The sequence below is a fragment of the Occultella gossypii genome (assembly GCF_019947135.1).
Taxonomy (GTDB): Bacteria; Actinomycetota; Actinomycetes; order Actinomycetales; family Beutenbergiaceae; genus Occultella; species Occultella gossypii.
Window position 1 is genome coordinate 65,617 of the sequence record NZ_JAGSHT010000005.1, and the last position, 18,429, is coordinate 84,045.

18 protein-coding genes are annotated in these 18,429 nt (G+C 70.0%); 10 read left to right on the forward strand and 8 right to left on the reverse strand.

All coding sequences use genetic code 11. The features are described 5' to 3' along the window. Positions 1-92 precede the first annotated feature (92 nt). Positions 93-896 carry an enoyl-CoA hydratase/isomerase family protein gene (locus KCQ71_RS05095; protein WP_223403528.1) on the reverse strand — a complete coding sequence of 268 codons (804 nt, stop codon included), beginning with the start codon at positions 894-896 and terminating at the stop codon, positions 93-95. Then, positions 893-2,446, reverse strand: coding sequence for an acyl CoA:acetate/3-ketoacid CoA transferase (locus KCQ71_RS05100; RefSeq protein WP_223403530.1), 1,554 nt, complete (start codon positions 2,444-2,446; stop codon positions 893-895). The genes KCQ71_RS05095 and KCQ71_RS05100 overlap by 4 nt, the downstream gene beginning before the upstream one ends. 271 nt (positions 2,447-2,717) lie before the next feature. Between KCQ71_RS05100 and KCQ71_RS05105 the strand changes: the two genes are divergently transcribed. The 9 genes from KCQ71_RS05105 to KCQ71_RS05145 all read left to right on the forward strand — a co-directional run bounded on the left by KCQ71_RS05105 (position 2,718) and on the right by KCQ71_RS05145 (position 11,456). Further along, positions 2,718-4,088 carry an ABC transporter substrate-binding protein gene (locus tag KCQ71_RS05105; protein ID WP_223403532.1) on the forward strand — a complete coding sequence of 457 codons (1,371 nt, stop codon included), beginning with the start codon at positions 2,718-2,720 and terminating at the stop codon, positions 4,086-4,088. Between the two features lie 91 nt (positions 4,089-4,179). Beyond that, a complete protein-coding gene (locus tag KCQ71_RS05110) occupies positions 4,180-5,118 on the forward strand; it encodes a carbohydrate ABC transporter permease (RefSeq protein ID WP_223403534.1) in 939 nt (312 codons plus the stop codon). After that, entirely contained in the window at positions 5,115-5,951 is an 837-nt protein-coding gene (locus KCQ71_RS05115; RefSeq protein ID WP_223403536.1) for a carbohydrate ABC transporter permease, read from the forward strand. The genes KCQ71_RS05110 and KCQ71_RS05115 overlap by 4 nt, the downstream gene beginning before the upstream one ends. A 47-nt stretch (positions 5,952-5,998) precedes the next feature. Next, a complete protein-coding gene (locus tag KCQ71_RS05120; protein ID WP_223403538.1) occupies positions 5,999-6,772 on the forward strand; it encodes an enoyl-CoA hydratase/isomerase family protein in 774 nt (257 codons plus the stop codon). A gap of 11 nt (positions 6,773-6,783) precedes the next feature. Beyond that, positions 6,784-8,004, forward strand: a complete 1,221-nt coding sequence (locus tag KCQ71_RS05125; protein WP_223403540.1) for a CaiB/BaiF CoA transferase family protein — start codon at positions 6,784-6,786, stop codon at positions 8,002-8,004. Further along, positions 8,001-8,453, forward strand: a complete 453-nt coding sequence (locus KCQ71_RS05130) for a MaoC family dehydratase (RefSeq protein WP_223403542.1) — start codon at positions 8,001-8,003, stop codon at positions 8,451-8,453. The genes KCQ71_RS05125 and KCQ71_RS05130 overlap by 4 nt, the downstream gene beginning before the upstream one ends. After that, positions 8,450-9,634 carry an acyl-CoA dehydrogenase family protein gene (locus tag KCQ71_RS05135; RefSeq protein WP_223403544.1) on the forward strand — a complete coding sequence of 395 codons (1,185 nt, stop codon included), beginning with the start codon at positions 8,450-8,452 and terminating at the stop codon, positions 9,632-9,634. The genes KCQ71_RS05130 and KCQ71_RS05135 overlap by 4 nt, the downstream gene beginning before the upstream one ends. After that, complete coding sequence (locus KCQ71_RS05140; protein ID WP_223403546.1) at positions 9,631-10,413, forward strand: SDR family NAD(P)-dependent oxidoreductase; 783 nt, start codon at positions 9,631-9,633, stop codon at positions 10,411-10,413. The genes KCQ71_RS05135 and KCQ71_RS05140 overlap by 4 nt, the downstream gene beginning before the upstream one ends. Then, positions 10,410-11,456, forward strand: coding sequence for a LacI family DNA-binding transcriptional regulator (locus KCQ71_RS05145; RefSeq protein WP_223403548.1), 1,047 nt, complete (start codon positions 10,410-10,412; stop codon positions 11,454-11,456). The genes KCQ71_RS05140 and KCQ71_RS05145 overlap by 4 nt, the downstream gene beginning before the upstream one ends. Before the next feature lie 41 nt (positions 11,457-11,497). On the opposite strand, the gene KCQ71_RS05150 is transcribed toward KCQ71_RS05145, so the two are convergent. Next, positions 11,498-12,520, reverse strand: a complete 1,023-nt coding sequence (locus KCQ71_RS05150) for a hypothetical protein (RefSeq protein WP_223403550.1) — start codon at positions 12,518-12,520, stop codon at positions 11,498-11,500. Positions 12,521-12,769: 249 nt separating this feature from the next. Here KCQ71_RS05150 and KCQ71_RS05155 point away from each other — a divergent pair, with 249 nt between their 5' ends. Next, positions 12,770-13,438 (forward strand): SDR family NAD(P)-dependent oxidoreductase, encoded by a 669-nt coding sequence (locus tag KCQ71_RS05155; RefSeq protein ID WP_223403552.1) that lies wholly within the window; start codon positions 12,770-12,772, stop codon positions 13,436-13,438. Between the two features lie 90 nt (positions 13,439-13,528). Here the strand turns inward: KCQ71_RS05155 and KCQ71_RS05160 are convergent, their stop codons facing one another. The 5 genes from KCQ71_RS05160 to KCQ71_RS05180 all read right to left on the reverse strand — a co-directional run bounded on the left by KCQ71_RS05160 (position 13,529) and on the right by KCQ71_RS05180 (position 18,429). Then, a complete protein-coding gene (locus tag KCQ71_RS05160) occupies positions 13,529-14,407 on the reverse strand; it encodes an alpha/beta fold hydrolase (protein ID WP_223403554.1) in 879 nt (292 codons plus the stop codon). Further along, complete coding sequence (locus KCQ71_RS05165; RefSeq protein ID WP_223403556.1) at positions 14,407-15,177, reverse strand: DinB family protein; 771 nt, start codon at positions 15,175-15,177, stop codon at positions 14,407-14,409. The genes KCQ71_RS05160 and KCQ71_RS05165 overlap by 1 nt, the downstream gene beginning before the upstream one ends. 180 nt (positions 15,178-15,357) lie before the next feature. Continuing rightward, entirely contained in the window at positions 15,358-16,218 is an 861-nt protein-coding gene (locus KCQ71_RS05170; protein ID WP_223403558.1) for a carbohydrate ABC transporter permease, read from the reverse strand. Then, entirely contained in the window at positions 16,218-17,120 is a 903-nt protein-coding gene (locus tag KCQ71_RS05175; RefSeq protein ID WP_223403560.1) for a carbohydrate ABC transporter permease, read from the reverse strand. Before KCQ71_RS05175 ends, KCQ71_RS05170 begins: the two co-directional genes overlap by 1 nt. Further along, positions 17,113-18,429, reverse strand: coding sequence for an ABC transporter substrate-binding protein (locus KCQ71_RS05180; protein ID WP_223403562.1), 1,317 nt, complete (start codon positions 18,427-18,429; stop codon positions 17,113-17,115). The genes KCQ71_RS05175 and KCQ71_RS05180 overlap by 8 nt, the downstream gene beginning before the upstream one ends.

Below are 18,429 nucleotides of genomic sequence, written 5' to 3' on the forward strand. Positions count from 1 at the left end.
CCGTTCGCCTGACGCAGGATGCGGGTTCCGCACGGATCGATCGACATTTCGAGCCAGGGGAACCGGGTGAGGGGCGGCGTGAGGGCGGGCGCTCAGACGGTGGGTGTGCTGGTTGCGGTGGGGCGAGTTGCTCGTAGAGCGGCCCGACGCGCCGCCCGTGCCTCGAGGAACGCCGCCATCCGCTCCCCGAACTCGGTGCCCTGCAGGGTCGCGCGAGACAGCTCGGTCAGCGCCGCGGCCGCGTCCGGCATGCCGCTCGCGAGCAGTTCGCGGTTCAGCCATCGCTTGCTCCGGGCGGTGGCGTCGGGTGCGGCCGCGCCGATGCCCGCCAGGACCCGCTCGAGCGTCGCGTCGACATCGTCGACGGCGTAGCTGACCAGGTCGTGCTGCAGCGCCTCGGCGGGGCCGATCGTGTCGCCGACGAGCGCCAGCCGGGCGGCCAGGCGCCGGGTGGAGGATGACGGGACCGCCGCGAGGAAGACCGTCGGCCACGCTCCGATCCGGGTCTCCGGCAGCCCGAACGTGGCGCCGGGGCCGGCGATCACGACGTCGCTGACCACGACGATCTCCAGTCCGCCGCCGAGGGCGGCGCCCTCGACCACAGTGATCATCGGCAGGGGAGAGGCGGCCATCGCGGCGAAAGTCGGCAGCATGCCGTCGACGAAATACTCGATCGCGGCGTCCGGGCCGGCCAGGTCGCGCATGGAGTCGATGTCGTTGCCGGCGCAGAACGAGCGGGCGTCGCCGCGGATCACCACGGCCCGGTTGGCCGCGTCGTCGGGCGCCGCCTCGATGGCCTCGCGCAGACCGGTCCACGCGTCCAGGTCCATCGAGTTGCGCTTGGCGGGACGGTCCAGGGTCACCACGACGTGGTCGGACTTGTGCTCGATGATCACGATTGCTGCTCCAGGAGGATGGGGTCGATGGGGGCGAAGGCCGCGGCGGGCATCGGGCGCACGTCCCGCATGATCGGGCGCCAGGGCAGGTGCGCGAGGATGTCGCGCTCGAGGTCGAGTCCGGGCGCGACCTCGATCAGCGCGAGGCCGTCCGGGGTCAGCTCGAAGACGCACCGCTCGGTGACGTAGAGGGCTCGCCGGCCCTCCTCGGCGGCGAGGCGCCCGGAGAAGGTGACGTCGTCGACGTCGGCGACGAACTTCGCGACCTGACCCTCCCGCACGACCCGGGCTCCGCCGTCGAGCAGCTCGATCTGGAGGCCCTTCGCGCGGAAGGCGCCGCAGAACACGGACGTGCGCGCGTACTGGCTGATGTCGACGAAGCCGCCGGGGCCCATCACCTTGCCGCCGAACGCGGACACGTTCACGTTGCCGTGACGGTCGGCCTGCGCCATGCCCAGGCAGGTCACGTCGATCAGGCCGGCCGCGAAGGAGTCGAACTGGACCGCGGAACTGACCCGGGCGGACGGCCCGACGGACATCCCGAACAGGTCACCGAGCTCGGGGGCACCGTCGTAGAGGCCCTGCTCGACGGCGAGGGTCACCTCGTGCAGGCGGCCCTCCTCCCGTAGCACTGCGCCGACGTCGGCGCTCATCCCGAAGCCGAGGTTGAGCACGTCGCCCTCGCGGACCTCCATGGCCGCCCTGCGGGCGACGACGGCGCGGATCGGGTCGGTGAAACCGGCCGGCACGCCCTCGGGCGCGGGCGGTGCCGGGTCGAAGAGGGTGTGGTCCTCCTCGGTGAGGTAGGTCTGGCGCTGCTCGGGAACGACCACCACGTAGTCCACGAGCGCGGCCGGGATGAACACCCGGCGCGGGTCCAGCGGCGCCGTGGTGCGGCGCTTGACCTGGACGATGACGATCCCGCCCGAGCCCCGGGCCGCCTGGGCGCACTCGAGCGCGTCGAGGGTCGCGGGCTCGGCGTCGGCGCCGATGTTCCCGCGCTCGTCGACCTCGGTGCCGCGGATGATCGCAACGTCGACCTGGAACGGGCGGTAGCGCAGGTACTCGGTGCCGTCCAGCTCGAGCAGTTCGACGACGTCGTCGCGGGCGCTGGCGTTCGCGCGGCAGCCCTTGAGCCGGGGATCGGCGAAGGTGTGCAGGCCGGTCCGGGTGACCAGGCCCGGGCGGCGCGCACCGGACTCGCGCAGCAGGTGCGTGATGACGCCGGCGGGCATCGTGTACGCCTCGATCTTCTCCTCGGCGGCGAGGCGCATCATGGCCGGCGACCAGGTCCAGTGCCCACCGGTGACCCGCCGGACCATCCCCTCATGGGCGAAGCCGTTGAGGCCGCGGGACGCGCGGTCGCCGGCGCCGAGGGCGTGCACGACGTGCAGGGCGCGGGGGGAGGACGTCGCCAGGAAGCGTCGCTCGATGGCACCGATCAGCTCGGTGGGCTCGAGCATCCCGCCGCCGTTGGCGGCCAGCGCCACGGTGGCGCCGTCCTTGACCAACGCCGCGGCGTCATCGACCGAGAGCAACTCTGCTCGCATGGGCTGTCCTTCCAGCTGAGGGTGTCCGTACGAATGACACCGGTTTCCATCCTGTGTGTCAAGTCGCGACCCTGCGTCACCGTGCGAACCCTAGAACTGGCACAAACCAATGGAATCGCTGGCTGAGCTCGTGTCTTGACATATGGAAACCGGTGTTAGAGAGTGTGCGAACAACGCTCTCCGAACTCCCGTGATGGAGGGCACCGGAGCATCACCGTCGCCCTTGGCGCCGATCGCGGATGCTCCGGAACCAACCCGGCAAGGAGGCCGTATGCGTAGGAAAGCCCGCTTGGTAACGACGGTGGCGATCGCGACCACCGCCGCACTCACGGCGTGTTCGGGCTCGGGCACGCCCGGCACCGACGAAGGAGACGGCAGCGCCACGATCAACCTGTGGCACACCGAGTCCACGCCCATCACCGTCGAGGCGATGCAGGAGATCATCGACGAGTACGAGGCGGCCAACCCCGGCGTCGAGATCATCCAGGAGACCGTCGGGTGGGGCGACCTGCAGGTGAAGTTCCAAGCTGCCCTGGCCGCCGGCGACCTGCCCGAGATCACCCACGTCGAGCCGATGTTCGTGCGCACTCTGTACGGCCAGGACCTGCTGCTCCCGCTCGACGAGGTCGTCGAGTCCTTCGACGGCGACTACCTGCCGCAGTTGCAGGAGATGTTCGAGCTCGAGGACGGCCACACCTACGGCGTGGTGCACGCCTGGGGCACGGACACCACGACCTACCGCGCCGACCTGTACGCGAACGCACCCGAGGCCGGCACTCCCGAGGACGTCACCACCTGGGACGAGTCGATCGCGCAGTGGTCCGCCGTGGCCGAGGCCAACCCCGGGGTCTCCCCGCTGCTGCTCGCCGGCGCCGCCGCGCACAACGTCAACGAGGAGGTGTACCTGTGGCTCGGCTCGAACGGCGGCACCCTCTTCGACGAGAACGGCCACGTCACGATCGACACCCCGGAGATGATCGAGGTACTGGAGTACTGGAAGGAACTCAAGGACACCGGCATCCTCTCCCCGCAGTGGTCCTCCGCCGCCTACGCGGACAGCCTGAGCGGCCTCGCGAACGGCGATGCGGCGACGATCTACTCCTTCGGCCGCGCGGTGTACACGTTCCAGGAGCAGGCCCCGGACCTGGTGCCCGGGGAGGACATCCGGGTCTACGGCCCGCGTCCCATCGGCCCCTCCGGCGACGACTGGATCACCCAGCTCGACGCGGAGCCGTTCGTGGTGTTCAAGGACTCACCGGACGCCGACGCGACCGTCGACTTCCTGAAGTTCTTCTACGAGCACGACAACTACCTCAGCTGGATCGGCACCGTGCCCACCCAGTTGCTGCCGGTCATGCCGTCGATGTTCGACGATCCGGAGTGGCAGGCGCTGCCCGAGGTGCAGGAGTGGGACTTCTGGATCGACGTACAGCGTGAGGCGCTGGAGTCCGGGCGCGCACACCCGCTCATGGTGACCAGTGCGGACGAGATGTCGCTGCCGTATCTGAGCGACCTGTACGGCTCGGCGATCCTCGTCGACATGGTGATGGAAGTCGTCGAGAGCGGCGCCGATCCCGCCGAGGCCGCGGCCACCGCGCAGCAGCGGGCCGACGAGCTGCTCTCCCCGCAGTACCAGGACTGAGTAACGCCGTTGCGGCCCTGGCCGGCGCCACCCGGCGCCCCGCCCGGCCAGGGCCGCAACGCCACCGTTCCCGACCCTCCCGAGGATTCCCATGCTCACAGACACCCCCGCGCGTGCCGAGACCGGCACCGGTCCGCCGCTGAAGGCGGCGCGCAAGCCCCGCATGCCCCAGTGGTTCTGGGGCGTGCTGCTGGTCATCCCGTCAGCCGTCCTGGTCCTCGGCGTCATCGCCGTGCCGATCGTGTACCTGGCGCGGCTCAGCCTGACCGACGCCCACGCGTACCTGCCCCGGATCAATGACATCGGGCTAGGCAACTTCGCCAACCTCGCGGCCTCCCCGCAGTTCTGGCAGAGCCTGCGGACGACCCTCCTCTACGCGGTCCTCACCGTGGTGATCCAACTCGTCCTCGGCGTCATCGTGGCCCTGCTGATGCACCAGAACTTCCGCGGCCGCGGCGTCGTCCGTCTCATCGCGATCGCGCCCTACATGATCCCGGCGATCATCGTCGCCCTGGTGTGGCGCTGGCTGCTCGAGCCCAACAACGGCGCCTACTCCTGGATCGTGCGGACTGTGGTGCCCGGGGCGGACGCGGTGAACCTGCTCAGCCCCACCTGGATCTTCGCGTCCCTGGTGATGGTCTCGGTCTGGATGTACACGCCGTTCGTGGTGATCAGCGTGCTGGCCCGGCTGCAGACCGTCGATCCGTCCGTGATCGAGGCCTCCACGGTCGACGGCGCCGGCCCGTGGCGCCGGTTCTGGCACATCATCCTGCCCGAGCTGAGCGCGGTGCTGCTGACCCTGGCACTGCTGCGGTTCATGTTCATGTTCACGAAGTTCGACATCGTCTATCTCTTCGCCGGGACCGGCCAGGAGGTCCGGACGCTGCCGCTGCTGACGTTCCAGACGATCTTCGGGGAGTCCCGGCTCGGCGCCGGGGCGAGCCTGGCGATGGTGATGTTCGTCCTGCTCGTCGTCTTCACGACGGTCTACCTCAAGACCCTGCACCGACGCTCGGAGGACACCGAATGAGCACCCTGAAGCGACTCACCCAGCCGCGGTACGTCCTGGCCATCGGCATCGGCATCGTGGTGGCGGTGAACCTGTTCCCGTTCTACTGGATGGTCCTGACGTCGGTGAAGCCCGGCACCGAGCTGTTCTCGAACCCGCCGCGGTTCTTCACCACGATGCCGGACTTCGGTGCCTACGTCCGGCTCATCGAGAGCACCGGATTCCTCACCTTCGCCAAGAACAGCGTGATCATCTCCATCGGCTCCACGCTGCTCTCGATCGCGGTCTCGGCGATGGCCGCCTACGGGCTCACCCGCTTCAAGTTCCCCGGCAGCAAGGCCTTTACCACCGGGATCCTGTACGCGTACACGTTCGCCCCGATCGTCGTCGTGGTGCCGCTGTACGGACTGTTCCGCGACCTGGGTCTGATCAACACCTACGGCGGCATGATCCTGGCGTACGCCTCGTTCGGGGTTCCGTTCAGCATGTGGCTGCTGCGCCCGTTCTTCAACTCCATCCCGAAGGAGCTCGAGGAGGCCGCGTTCCTGGACGGCGCGAACCGGATCAAGAGTGCCTGGTACGTCGTCCTGCCGCAGGCGACCCCCGGCATCATCGCCGTCTCGGTGTTCACCTTCCTGCTCGCCTGGGAGGACTACCTGTTCGCCCGGGTGCTCATCACGGACACGAACATGAAGACGCTGCCCGTCGCCCTGCACGATCTGCAGAACGCCAGCCTGCAGGACTGGCCGCTGTTGATGGCCGCCGCGGCCCTGGTCAGTCTGCCCGTGCTGCTCGCGTTCCTGTACCTGCAGAAGTACCTGATCGCCGGCTGGGGCGCCGGCGCGATCAAGTGAGCGTCACCGACCAAGCCCGCCACCGCCAACACGAGGAGCAGTCGCAGATGTATGTGAAGTTCGAGGTCCGGGACGATGCCGCCTGGATCATCATCGACCGGCCGGGCAAGCTCAACGCCCTGGACATGGACGGGTGGCACGGGATCACGGCGGCACTGCACCAGGCGGCGGCCGAGGCACCCGGGCCCGTGGTCCTGACCGGCACCGGCCGCGCCTTCTGCGCCGGCGACGACATCGCCACGTTCGCCCAGCACACCACCCGCGAACGAGCCCACGACTTCTTCATCGGTGGCCTGCTCGGGACAATGGAGGCCATCGCCACCCACCCCTACCCGGTCATCGCCGGGGTCAACGGGCTGGCGGTCGGCGGCGGCTGCGAGCTCGTGCTCGTCTCCGACCTGGCCATCGCGGCCGAGTCCGCGAGGTTCGCGCTGCCCGAGGGCCGCATCGGGGCCTGGCCCACCGTCCAGGTCGGCGTGGCGGCACACGAGAGCGGACGCAAGCTGGCCAACGAGATGGCGTTCGAGATGGGCTGGGTGCCCGCCGCCGAGGCGCCTCGGTTCGGGCTCGTCAACCGGGTGGTCCCCGATGAGGACCTGGAGGACGAGATCGAGCGGACCATCGCCCGGATCCGCGCCGGCTCCCCGCAGGCGCAGCGGCTGACCAAGCGGTTCCTCAACGAGGAACTCGTGGCGACCGGCCTGCCGAAGGTCCGTCGTGCGCTGGAGGCCCTCATCGACGAGACCCTGCCCACGCGCGACCTGCAGGAGGGCACCAGCGCCTTCCTCGCCAAGCGCCAGCCGACCTTCATCGACGCGTGAGGACGCCCTCCATGACGAACATCCTTCCCCTCGAGGGCATCCGCGTCCTCGACTTCGCCCACATGATGCAGGGCCCCTGGGCAGCCGAGATGCTCGCCGACCTCGGCGCCGATGTGATCAAGGTCGAGGCCGTCGACGGCGGTGAGCGGGGCCGCCAGTCCGGCACCACGTTCCTGAACGGCCACAGCTCGCAGTTCCTGGCGATGAACCGGAACAAGCGGTCGGTCGCCGTGAACCTCAAGGACCCGGACGGGCTGCGGGTCGCCCTGCGCCTGATCGAGAGCGCGGACGTGCTCGTGCAGAACTTCCGGCCCGGCGTGATGGACCGCCTCGGTCTGGGCTGGGACCGGGTCCACGACCTGAACCCCCGGCTGGTGTACTGCTCGGCCTCCGGGTACGGGCCGCACGCCGCGGACCAGCGGATGCCGGGCCAGGATCTGCTCGCCCAGGCCCGCACCGGTGCGCTCTGGCTGACCGGGACCCGCGACGCCGACCCGACGCCCGCCGGCCCGTTCGTCGCCGACGTCCACGCCGCCACCATGCTCGCCCTCGGCGCTGCCTCGGCACTCGTGGAGCGGGTCCGCACGGGCACCGGCCGGCTGATCGAGGTGGACCTGGTCGGCGCCATGCTGCACCAGACCACCCAGGAGGTCGTCACCGCGATCAACTCCGGCACGGCGCCGGTCCGGCCGACGGTGCCAGGCAGCGCATCCATCGAGGCCCCGTACGGCGTCCACGCCACTCGCGACGGCTTCGTCGCGATCTCGTTGACGACCATGGAGGCGCTGGCGGAGGGCCTCGGCCGGCCGGGCCTCCTCGCGGACTTCCCGGACAAGCAGGCCGCGACCGAGCGCCGCGAAGAACTGAATGCCCGCGTGAGCGCACTGGTCGCGACCATGGACTCCGCCCCGTGCCTGGACGCGCTGAGCGCGGCGGGCGTGTGGTGCGCCCCGGTCAACGACTATCCGGCGATGATGGCCGACCCGATGGTCGCCTGGCCGGAGCGCCGCGTCCAGGTGGACCACCCCGAGGCGGGCCGTCTCGACCTGGTCGGCAACCCGATCAGGGTCGACGGCGCCCAGCTGCCGGCCCGCCGCCCTGCCCCGCTGCTAGGCGAGCACACCGGCGAGCTGATCGCCGAGCTCGGCCTCACCGACGAGCTCGACGCACTCCTGGCGAAGGGCGCCATCGGCGCCGGAGCCGAGCAGTTGGCCGAGCGAGTGACCTCATGAGTGCCACCGGACGGCGCGACGGGCTCCCCGCCGTCGGCTCGGCCGTTGTCTTCCGCAAGACCGTCACCGAGGCGGACGTCGGCCTGTTCGCCGGGATCACCGGCGACTTCGCGCCGCAACACACCGACGAGGAGTACATGCGCGAGCGCCCCCAGGGCCGGCGGATGGCGCACGGCACCCTCGTGCTCGCGCTCACCTCCACCGCGGCGGCGCGGCTGTGCACCGAGCACGACGTCACGGCCGTCTCCTACGGCTACGACCGGGTCCGGTTCATCCGGCCGGTGTTCCTCGGGGACACGGTCCGAGTGGAGTACACGATCGCGTCCGTCGATCCCGGGCGCCGCCAGGCCGTCGCCGAGATGCGCGCGACCACCCGGCAGGGCGAGGAACTCGTCCTGGTCGGGACCCACATCCTGTACTGCTACCCGGACGAGGATGGTGCGTCATGATCAGCGGGCTGGAAGAGTTCATCCGCACCGACGTCGCCCCGCGGGCGCAGGAGATCGACCGCGACGCGACGATCCCGCCGGAGCTGGTCGGGGCGGCCGCCGCCCTCGGCCTGCAGCGGATCCTCGCCGGCCCCGGCGGTCGCCCGGACGCGACCAGGATCGAGGAGGCTTGTGAGGTGTCGCAGGCCATCGCCGCCCACTCGCCCGCGGTCGCGCTCGCCATCGCCGGGACGAGGCTGACCACCTACCTGCTCGGCAAATATGCGCCGGCGCACCTCGTCGACCGGTGGCTCGAACCCACGCTGGCCGGGCGGACGTTCGGGTCGTTCGCGATCACCGAACCGCATGCCGGCACCGACATCCGCGGGATGAGCACCGTCGCCGAGCTCGACGGGGACCGGTACATCCTGAACGGCGGCAAGTGCTGGGTCGGGTTCGCCCCGGTCGCCGACTTCGCGATCGTGCTCGCCAAGGTCGGGTCCACCGACCGGGACGCGCCGATGGTCGCGCTCGTGGTCGACATGGCAAGCGCCGGCGCGTCCGGCCGCCCGGGACCGGAACTCTCCGGCTTCCGGGGCATGCCCAACGGTGAGCTGACCTTCACCGACGTGTCCGTGCCCGCCACCGACAGGCTGGGCGTGGAGGGCTTCGCCGGCATGATGGACGGGCTCAACATGGCCCGGATCGACGCCGCCGCTTACGCGTGCGGGCTGCTCCGGGGAGCACTGGTCGCCAGCCTCGAGCGGGCGAACGGACGGGCCGCGTTCGGGCGGCCGCTGGCCGACCTGGCGATCATCCAGCGCAAGATCGGCCGCATCGCGACCGACTATCACGCGGCCCGGGCGCTGACCCAGCGGGCGGCACGCTCGTTCGCCGACGGGACCGGGGGCGACCAGGACCTCATCTCGATGGCGAAGATGTTCTCCTCCGACGCGGCCCGGCGGGCCACCGACGAGGCAATGCAGATCCACGGCGCCCTCGGCATCGTCACCGACGAGCCGGTCAACCGGATGCACCGGGACGCGAAGGTGACCCAGATCTTCGACGGCACCAGCGAGATCCACGAGACCATGCTCGGGCGACGCGCCCTGCGGGCGCAGTCCGCCGGCCGCCTTGTACCGTTCGTGGACGACGAGCCGGCCGCTGAACTCAGCGCGCCCGGAGTAGGGGGCAGGCGATGACTGACGGCGGTCGAACGGGCCCGACGGCGGAGGCGCCGCTGGGTGGGTCGGTGGCCCTGGTCACCGGTGCGGTGGGTGCGCTCGGGGCGGCCATCTGCCGCGACCTCGCCCGGGCAGGGGCCGACATCGTGGTGCACCACCTGCGTCAGGACGAGCAGGCCCGTGCCCTTTGCGGTGAGCTGGAGGCTCTCGGTGCCCGCACCGTCTCGGTGTCCGCGGACGTGACGGATCCCGATGAGGTCGCCGCCGCGCTGACGCGCGCGCAGGATCACCTGGGTCCGATCGATACCCTGGTCAACAACGCGGGGTGGATGGAGTCACGGCGACTCGTCGACACCGACCTGGCCCAGTGGCGCCGGACCATGTCCGTCGACATGGACGGGGTCTTCATCGTCACCCGCCAGGTGGTTCCGGGGATGCTGGAGCGAGGGGAGGGGCGCATCGTGAACGTGAGTTCGCAACTCGCCTTCAAGGGAGCCACCGACTTCGTCGCCTACTGCACCGCGAAGGCCGGGCTGCTCGGTTTCACCCGGGCGCTGGCCCGCGAGATCGGACCCGTCGTGCGCGTCAACGCCATCGCACCCGGGCCGATCGACACCCCGATGGTGACCCCGCACGCCACACCTGAGTGGGTACACGCGCGCACCCGCGACTCCGTCATCGGTCGGCTCGGCCTGCCCGAGGAGATCGGTCCGGCGGTCACGTTCCTGGTCGGCCCCGGCGCGTCGCTGTTCCACGGACAGACGCTGCACCTGAACGGTGGCGGGGTGCTGGGGTGAGCAGCAAGCCCACGATCAACGACGTCGCGGCGCGGGCCGGGGTGTCGAAGGCGACCGTCTCCAAGTACCTCAACGTGGCCCTGGGCTACTCGGTCGCGCCGAAGACGCGGGCGAAGATCGAGGACGCGATCCGCGACCTCGACTTCCACCCGAACCCGATCGCACGCAGCCTGACCAGGGGTTCCTCGATGACCATCGGCCTGGTCATCGCCGACATCAAGAACCCGTTCTTCCCCGACCTCGTCGCCAGCGTGCAGGAGATCGTCGAGGCCGGCGGCTACAACCTGATCCTCGGGAGCTCCGGTCGCGACACCGGCCGGGAGATCGAGATCATCCGGTCGATGGTCCAGCGGCGCGTCGACGGCCTGGTCCTGGCCTCGGTCCAGGGCGGCTCCGAGGACCTCGAGTTCGTCGAGGAACTGGGCCTGCCGACCGTGCTCGCCAGCCGCGATCTGCCCGAGCTCATCTGGGACACGGTGGTGATCGACAACGTCCAGGGCGCCGGGATCGCGGTCAAGCACCTGCGCGACCTCGGCCATACCCGGATCGGGTACGTCGGGAGCAACCCGACGGTCAAGCCGTTCCTGGACCGGCTGCACGGCTTCGAGGCGGCGACGGCGGACCTTCCGGAGGCCGTCACGGTCACCGTGGGCTCGATGATGGAGGACGGTCGGCTCGGCACCCACGAGCTGCTCGCGCGCGCACCGCGGCCCACCGCGCTGCACTTCGCCAACGACGTGATGGCCCTCGGCGGGCTCGTCGCGTGCGCCGAACTGGCGCTGAGCGTGCCCTGGGACGTGTCGATCATCGGGCATGACAACATCACCGCGGGATCGCTGCCCGGCATCGGGCTCACGACCGTCGACAGTGCCGCCGCCTGGGTGGGTGAGCGCGCCGCCGAGATGCTGCTGGAGCGGATCCGGGGCGAGAAGGCCGACAGCGAGTCCCCGCAACTCGTGGTGCGACCGGCCAAGCTGATCCTGCGGTCCTCGACGGCGCCACCCCCCGAGAGCCGCAACGGCGGGCAGGTACCCGCGCGGTAGGCCGCTACGGGCAGGTCTCGGCGGGACTGAGTCGTGCGTCGTCAGTCGTCCGCCGGTTTCGGCTTCGGCCCGGTGTTGCGCAGCGACCCCAGCCGGTTGAGAGCGTCGTACCAGAACGGTGCCCCGAGGGCGGCTGCAGCGGCCGTGATCGCCAGGCCGAGCGCCTTGAGGAGCCAGCCGGCGAACGTCGTGGGCCTGCTGTCGTCGGACCAACCGAGAGGGAGCCCGTTGCTGGAACCCAATTCCGTGAGCGTGGACCTCACACACTCGCGGGTCTCGTCGAACGATCCGTCCTGTTCGCAGAGGGTCTCGTTGGCGGCGGCCGCCACGACCGCAGCGCGCAGCGGTGCATCCTCGTAGAGGGATCGCCCAATCGAGATCGTGTCGATCCCGGCGGCGCTGACCAGGACAACGGCGATGACGACCAGCCAGCGCTTGGACCAGCGCTTGTATGAGCCGCTGATGCGGTCCATCTGGTCGTCGTACCAATCCTCGAGCGCGGAGACGAAGCTTTTCACGTCTCCCTCGGTCTGCTTGAGGATGCTGGTCAGGGCTCCCTTGAACGGGGTGGAGTCGTCCAGTTCGGCCACGTGCGCGCGGATCGCGGTGAGGGTCGTCTCGCCGTCCGTGTCGGGCACGATCAGGTCCACCAGGACTGAGGCGAACGCCCGCGCAGGAAGGTAGCTGGGGTTTCGGGTCTTCTGCCGTGTGGAGCGGGCTTCCTTGAACGGCCTGATGAGGGCGTGACCCATGACCGCCGTTGTCCACGGATTGGGCGGGCCGTCGGCGGCCGCAGAGGTGGGCGGGACGGTCGTTGCGTTGGCCGCCAGTGCCTGGCTGTAGAGCGCCTGCTCGGCCACGATCGGGGCCACCGGCGCGACGATGCTCGGCCCGGTCCCCGTGTCTCCGGGGTCGTCGAGCAGTTCGCGCAGTCCGCGCAGCAGATACTTGGCCCTCTTTCTCATCGCGTTCGCGATCGCCTCGGTGAGGGCGCTGCACAACAGGGCCATCAAGTAGAAGATCAACGCGAGTCCGATCGCGGTCTCCAGGACGATGGAGAGCATGGCAACCTCCACGGGCTCGCGGGCGACGGTGCCCGACGATCAGCGGATTTTACCGGCGAGGGGCCGCCACCGTCCCTAGATTCGCGGCGCTGGTCGGCACGGCAACCAGGTGGTCTACCCGTGGCAGCGCCGCGTCACGACGATGCTGCGTGCGTTCAGGGCGCATAGTGTCGATGACGGACCCGACCGGTCCGCGCGCACGGGACGCACTCAGCACCTCGTGATCACGCGGACGAGACAAGGAAGACCATGACATCGATCGCGATCATCGGCGCCGGCCCCGGCCTGGGCTTCGCCGCCGCTCACCGGTTCGGACGCGAGGGGTTCGCGGTCGCCCTCATCTCCCGCACCAAGGACAAGGTCGACGAGATGGCCCGCGCCCTGGCCGTGGACGGGATCGAGGCCGGCGGTTACGCCGCCGACGTCCGGGACCGGGGTGCGCTGACGAGCGCACTTGAGTCGGCGGCGGCGGAGCTGGGGACGATCGAGGTGTTGCAGTACAGTCCGGTACCCAGCCGGGAGTTCCTCCGGCCCGTGCTGGAGACGACCGTCGAGGACCTCGCTGCCGCAACCGAGTTCTCGATCCTCGCGCCGGCGGCGGCGGTCAGCCAGGTGCTGCCCGGCATGGCCGAGCTGGGCCGGGGCACGATCCTGCTCGTCAACGGCTCCAGCGCCGCAAACCCGAACGGCAACGTCGCGGGTACCTCCACCGCGTTCGCCGCCGAGTCCGCCTACGGGACGATGCTCCACGAGGCGCTGGCACCGCAGGGCATCCACGTCGGGCAGTTGATCATTCCCGGTGCCATCGGTGGTGGCGACCCGCTCTTCGCCCCCGACGCGCTCGCCGACCGGCTGTGGTCCATCCACTCCGGCCGTGGCCCGTTCCGGACCACCGTCACAGACCCAAGTGCCGGCTGAGGGGGCCTCAGCGAGTCGGAGCGACAGCGCTGGGTATCAGCGCCCGGGACCTCGGCGGGGGTTTCATGACGTGAGGACGCGGTGTCCACGTCACCGTGGCTCCTCCCGAGCGGTGTCGCCACGCTCTGGCGGGGCCACCTCGGCGACGAAGTCATCGAGGATCGCCGCCAACCGTGCCGGCTGGTCCAGGGGCACGAGAGTGTAGGAGTCGGCCACTTCGATCAGCCGGCCCTGCGGGAACAGGTCCGCCAGCGCAGGCCCATGCTGGCGGGGCATCATCCGGTCCTCGGTCGCCCAAACCACCAGGGCCGGGCGGTCGAAGCGGCGAAGTCCGTCGGTCAGCTCGCGCAGTTCTTCCGGGGCCGGCGTGGACAGCGCGAACGTCCGCAGGTCCCGGCGCACGAGCCGGTCGCTGCGCGAGGGCTCGAACCATCGGTCCATCAGTGCGTTGTCGACGGGTCGCTTGCTCATCCAGCCCCACCCGCCCGGGGCGCGCCGGAACCAGGTGAACCGCTGCAGCTGCATGACCAGCCAGAGCAGCGCCGGTACCCGCGCGGAGGTCGCGATGGCCTTGCCGGGCTGCCCCGGTGGGAAGTTGTCGAAGGCCTCGCACGCCACCAGCACCGCGGACCCGATCCGCGACGAGTCATCACCCACGAGGAGGAACTGGGCACCGCCCCAGTCGTTGAGGACCAGCGTCACATCGCGGAGGTCGAGCTCCTCGAGCAGTTCACCGACCAACGCGGCGACGCCCCGATGGGTCACGAGCTCGGGACGGTCCATCGGGCGGCGGTGGCTGCCCAGCGGCAGCGTCGGGCTGATGCACCGGTACCGCGGGGCGAGGTGCTCCACCACGCCGTGCCACAGGCTCGCGTCCATGTTCACGCCGTGTAGCAGCACGAGGGTGGGGCCGTCCCCGCCGGTGTCCTCGTAGTCGATCGTGCCGGCAGTCAGGCTCGCGCGGGGCATCAGCCCTCCCGGGAGGGCTCGCCGGCCTCGAGCACCGCGAGGTCGCGTACCGCATAGCGGTGATGCTCCGCCTCTTCCTTCAGCACCACCCTGAGGCAGCGGCGTACGACGTACTCCCGGTCGGGATAGGGCTCAGCCGGCTTGCGAGCGCAGACCCGATCGAGCTCGGCCTCGGTGAGCCCGTCTACGACATTGCGCATCGTGGCCATGCGGGCGAGCCGCGGCGCGAGCACGTCGTCGAACGTCGGGGCGGCTTCGAGGGTGAGTCCGAGTTTCGCCGTCGCGTCCGGCGGTGTGCCGCCGGCAGGAAAGCCCAACGGGTGAAACGGCGCCTCCTCCTCTAGCACGGCACTGCCCAGCCAGGCATCGGCGGCGAACAGCAGGTGCCGTTGGGTCTCGACGAAGGACCACTCGCCGCCCACCTGCTCGTGCAGCGCAGCCTCGGGCAGCAGCCTGGCGCGGTCGAGCGTCGCCGCCCACTGCGCCTCGATGGCATGCCAAGCAGCCCGGTAGTCGTCCGGGGACACGGCATCACGCGCCAGCACGCGCTTGGGGTGCTGCCGGTCGAGCTCGGCGTCGACGTAGGCAGTCACGTCGACGTCGTTCACGACGACACGCTCGAATTCGCCGCCCAGGTAGACGTCGCTCCCGGAGCAGTCGACGATCTTCAGACCGCTGACCGCGCAGTCGCGGATCTCGAGGCCGGTCAGGTCGGACAGGTGGATGCGGGCACCACGGAACTGGTCACTCTGGGCGAGGTCGGCAGCCATCGCGGCAGCCTCCCACACCGGTCCCGGCCCGCGCCACGCTGGAGTGGTCCGGCGCGCGCCCAGGCGACCCGCCGACGTGCGCAGCGAACGAGAGTGACCTGCGAACGGCAAGGCTCCGGCGTCGGGCAGGGTCTTCGCCTGCCGCGAGCACCGGAGCTTGCCCCGAAAGTGCGCGAGCGCCTACCCCTTCACGGCGCCGCGCATCAGGCCGGCAACCAGGTAGCGGCCGAAGAACACCACGAGCAACAGGATCGGCACGAGCGCCAGGACGGCGCTCGCCGTCAGCGGTCCCCACTGCCGCCCGAAGGCGCTGATGAACTGGTACACCGCCACCTGCACCGGCCGGTAGGCGGAGGTGTTCACCATGACCGATCCGGCGACGAACTCGTTCCAGGCGCCGATGAAGACGAACATGCTCGCCGCGGCCAGACTCGGCTTGCACAGCGGGAGGATCACCGAGCGGAACGTCCGCAGGCGGGACGCCCCGTCGATCTTGGCGGCCTCGTCGAGCTCGGTCGGGATGCCCTCCATGGCGCCCTTGAGGATCCAGACCGCCATCGGCAGGTTGTAGCCGAGGTACAGCAGCGGGAGGATCACGGGCGTGTCGAGCAGGCCGAGTGCGGCGAAGTACAGGTAGTTCGGGATCACCAGCACCGCGGCACCCATGGACAGCGGGATGCACGCGACGATGACCCCGAACAGCGGGCGCCGCATCGGGAACCGGAACCTGTCAAACGCGTACGCCGCGATCGCGCCCAGCAGGACCGCCGCCACCGTCGCCACCGTCGAGTAGATCAGGCTGTTCGCCAGGTTCCGGGTGAACGAGCCACTGAGCACCTGCGCGTAGTGCTCACCGGTGAGGTCGCCCGGGAGGAACGACGGCGGGAACGCGAAGATCTCCGCCGCCGGCCGTACGGACGTGGCGACGCCCCACAGCACCGGGGCGATGTTGATCAGGGCGACCACGGCGGCCGCCAGCACGATCACGATGCGCACCACGTGGCGACGACCGCCGATGCGGTGACTAGAGGTATCTCCCATCACACGCTCCACTTCGCGAGCCGGAGGTAGGCGAACACCAGGCCGACGTTCAATAGCAGGGCGACGGCCGCGAGGGCCGCCCCGCCGGAGAAGTCGAAGTGGGTGAACGCCTGCTGGTAGATCGTCAGCGGCAGGATCTGGGTGGCGTCCCCGGGTCCGCCGCCGGTGGTCACCAGCGGTGCCTCGACGTTGTTCAGGTTGCTCATCGTGAGGACCACCGTGGTGATGGTCAGCGGGGTCTTGATCATCGGCAGCGTGATCAGCCGGAACTGCTGGCGGGAGGTGGCGCCGTCGATCTTGGCGGCCTCGTAGAACTCCGCCGGGACGGCCTTGATCCCGGCGAGCAGCAGCAGCACTGCGAACCCGAGGGTGCGCCACATCGCCACCAGGATCAGGGTCATCATCGCCAGGGTCGGGTCGGTCAGGGGTTTGACGTGGATCCCGACCAGACTCAGGAAGTAGACGCCCGGGCTGATGTCGGTGACGAAGAACCAGCGGAACAGCAGCGCACCGACGATGGTCGAGATGACCCACGGCAGGATCACGAGGATCTGCACGAAGGTGGCCCGCCCCGTGGTCAGCCGATCCAGGAAGACCGCCACGGCGAGCGCAACGGTCAGAGTGAGGGCCACGGTGACCACGGCGAAGCCGAGGGTCCGCAGCACGACCTCCACCATCTGTGGATCGCTGAAAACCCGCCGGTAGTTGTCCAGACCGGCGAACCCGATCGGCCGCACGGACTGCAGTTCCAACAGGCTGTAGTAGACGGCGAAGATCGCCGGCAGGATCAGGACGACGAGCAGGACCAGCATGACCGGGGCGACGTAGGCGAGGCCCACCAGGTCACGCCGGTCCCGCTTCATCGCGCCCTTTCGAACGGGCGAGAGCTGGGACTCAGCCATTGGCGCCGGCACCGAACTCCTGCTGCGCGGCCTCCATCGCCTCGGCCGGCGTGGCCTCGTTGAGGAGGACCTGCTGGACCGCTTCGTTGAGCGTCTCCCGCCAGCCGGCGGTCGGCACGTCCGTCGGTGGCAGCCAGCCGTAGTCCTGGGAACCCTCGAGGACGACGGACAGGAACGCGTTCTCCGGCTGCGCCAGGAAATCGGCGTTGTTCTCGGCGGTCGAGGCGTACAGCGGGGGCTGCTGGGCGTCGACCATCCACTGCTCGTCCGCCTCCGGGCTGGACATGTAGGCCACGAAGTCGGCGGCCTGTTCGGTCACCTCGCTGCCGCTCCACACGCCCACGGACCAGCCGGCGAGGTTGCCCGGTGCGTAGCCCTCGCCGTCCTCCGACGGGTAGTGCATGAAGCCGACGTTCTCGGTGCCGACCTGTTCCTGCATCGCGGGTACACGGACGCTGGCGGCGTTGATCATCGCCACCTGACCGGCCGAGAAGAGTTCGTAGAGGTCCTCGGCGGTGAGCCGGACCGCGTCCGGGGGCGTGACCTGGGACTCGGTCACGAACGCGGCCTGGAACTCGATGGCCTCGACCGCCTCGTCCGTGCCCCACATGGGCACGCCGTCGTCGCCGAACATCGACCCCTGGGTCTCGACCAGGCGTGCGGACAGGATCTGCGGGTCCGCGAACGACGTGCCGAACGCCTGACCCAGGCCCCACCGGTTCTCGTCCGGCGCCGTCAGCTGTTGCGCGGCCGCGGTCAGGTCGTCCCAGGTGCGGATCTGCGCCGGGTCCACGCCGGCCTCGGCGAGCAGGTCCGTCCGGTACATGATCCCGAAGTGGTTACGGGAGTGCACCACCCCGTAGATGGAACCGTCATCGGCCTCCATGGTTTCCCAGTAGACGTCGCGCAGGTCCGCCAGCTGGTCCTCGGGCAGGTCCCCGAAGGCGAGCGAGTTGAGGTCCGCCAGCGCGCCCTGCTCGACGGCGTTGGACACCTGGTCCAGTGCCACCCACATCACGTCCGGTGCGGAACCCGAGACGTCAGCGGCGAGGAACTGCTGGGTCATCGTGTCCCATTGCTGCACCTCGACGTTCACGTGGACGCCGGACTCCTCCTCGTAGGACTCGATCAGGCTCGCGAGCACCTGCTCGCGTCCGCTCGACCCCTCCGGGTCGAGGAACGTCCACATGGTGATCTCGTCCGGGGTGTCCCCGCCGCCGTTCCCGCAGGCCGCGACCATGCCAAGGGTCAGGGCCGCGGCGGTGATGGTGAGCATGCGGCGCTTGGTGTGACTTCTTCGTGTCGACAT

Excerpts from the sequence above, each read along its gene's own strand:
- KCQ71_RS05100 (WP_223403530.1), bottom strand. The coding sequence starts at position 2,446 with ATGCGAGCAGAGTTGCTCTCGGTCGATGACGCCGCGGCGTTGGTCAAG.
- KCQ71_RS05105 (WP_223403532.1), top strand. The coding sequence starts at position 2,718 with ATGCGTAGGAAAGCCCGCTTGGTAACGACGGTGGCGATCGCGACCACC.
- KCQ71_RS05110 (WP_223403534.1), top strand. The coding sequence starts at position 4,180 with ATGCTCACAGACACCCCCGCGCGTGCCGAGACCGGCACCGGTCCGCCG.
- KCQ71_RS05115 (WP_223403536.1), top strand. The coding sequence starts at position 5,115 with ATGAGCACCCTGAAGCGACTCACCCAGCCGCGGTACGTCCTGGCCATC.
- KCQ71_RS05120 (WP_223403538.1), top strand. The coding sequence starts at position 5,999 with ATGTATGTGAAGTTCGAGGTCCGGGACGATGCCGCCTGGATCATCATC.
- KCQ71_RS05125 (WP_223403540.1), top strand. The coding sequence starts at position 6,784 with ATGACGAACATCCTTCCCCTCGAGGGCATCCGCGTCCTCGACTTCGCC.
- KCQ71_RS05130 (WP_223403542.1), top strand. The coding sequence starts at position 8,001 with ATGAGTGCCACCGGACGGCGCGACGGGCTCCCCGCCGTCGGCTCGGCC.
- KCQ71_RS05135 (WP_223403544.1), top strand. The coding sequence starts at position 8,450 with ATGATCAGCGGGCTGGAAGAGTTCATCCGCACCGACGTCGCCCCGCGG.
- KCQ71_RS05140 (WP_223403546.1), top strand. The coding sequence starts at position 9,631 with ATGACTGACGGCGGTCGAACGGGCCCGACGGCGGAGGCGCCGCTGGGT.
- KCQ71_RS05150 (WP_223403550.1), bottom strand. The coding sequence starts at position 12,520 with ATGCTCTCCATCGTCCTGGAGACCGCGATCGGACTCGCGTTGATCTTC.
- KCQ71_RS05155 (WP_223403552.1), top strand. The coding sequence starts at position 12,770 with ATGACATCGATCGCGATCATCGGCGCCGGCCCCGGCCTGGGCTTCGCC.
- KCQ71_RS05160 (WP_223403554.1), bottom strand. The coding sequence starts at position 14,407 with ATGCCCCGCGCGAGCCTGACTGCCGGCACGATCGACTACGAGGACACC.
- KCQ71_RS05165 (WP_223403556.1), bottom strand. The coding sequence starts at position 15,177 with ATGGCTGCCGACCTCGCCCAGAGTGACCAGTTCCGTGGTGCCCGCATC.
- KCQ71_RS05170 (WP_223403558.1), bottom strand. The coding sequence starts at position 16,218 with ATGGGAGATACCTCTAGTCACCGCATCGGCGGTCGTCGCCACGTGGTG.
- KCQ71_RS05175 (WP_223403560.1), bottom strand. The coding sequence starts at position 17,120 with ATGGCTGAGTCCCAGCTCTCGCCCGTTCGAAAGGGCGCGATGAAGCGG.
- KCQ71_RS05180 (WP_223403562.1), bottom strand. The coding sequence starts at position 18,429 with ATGTCGACACGAAGAAGTCACACCAAGCGCCGCATGCTCACCATCACC.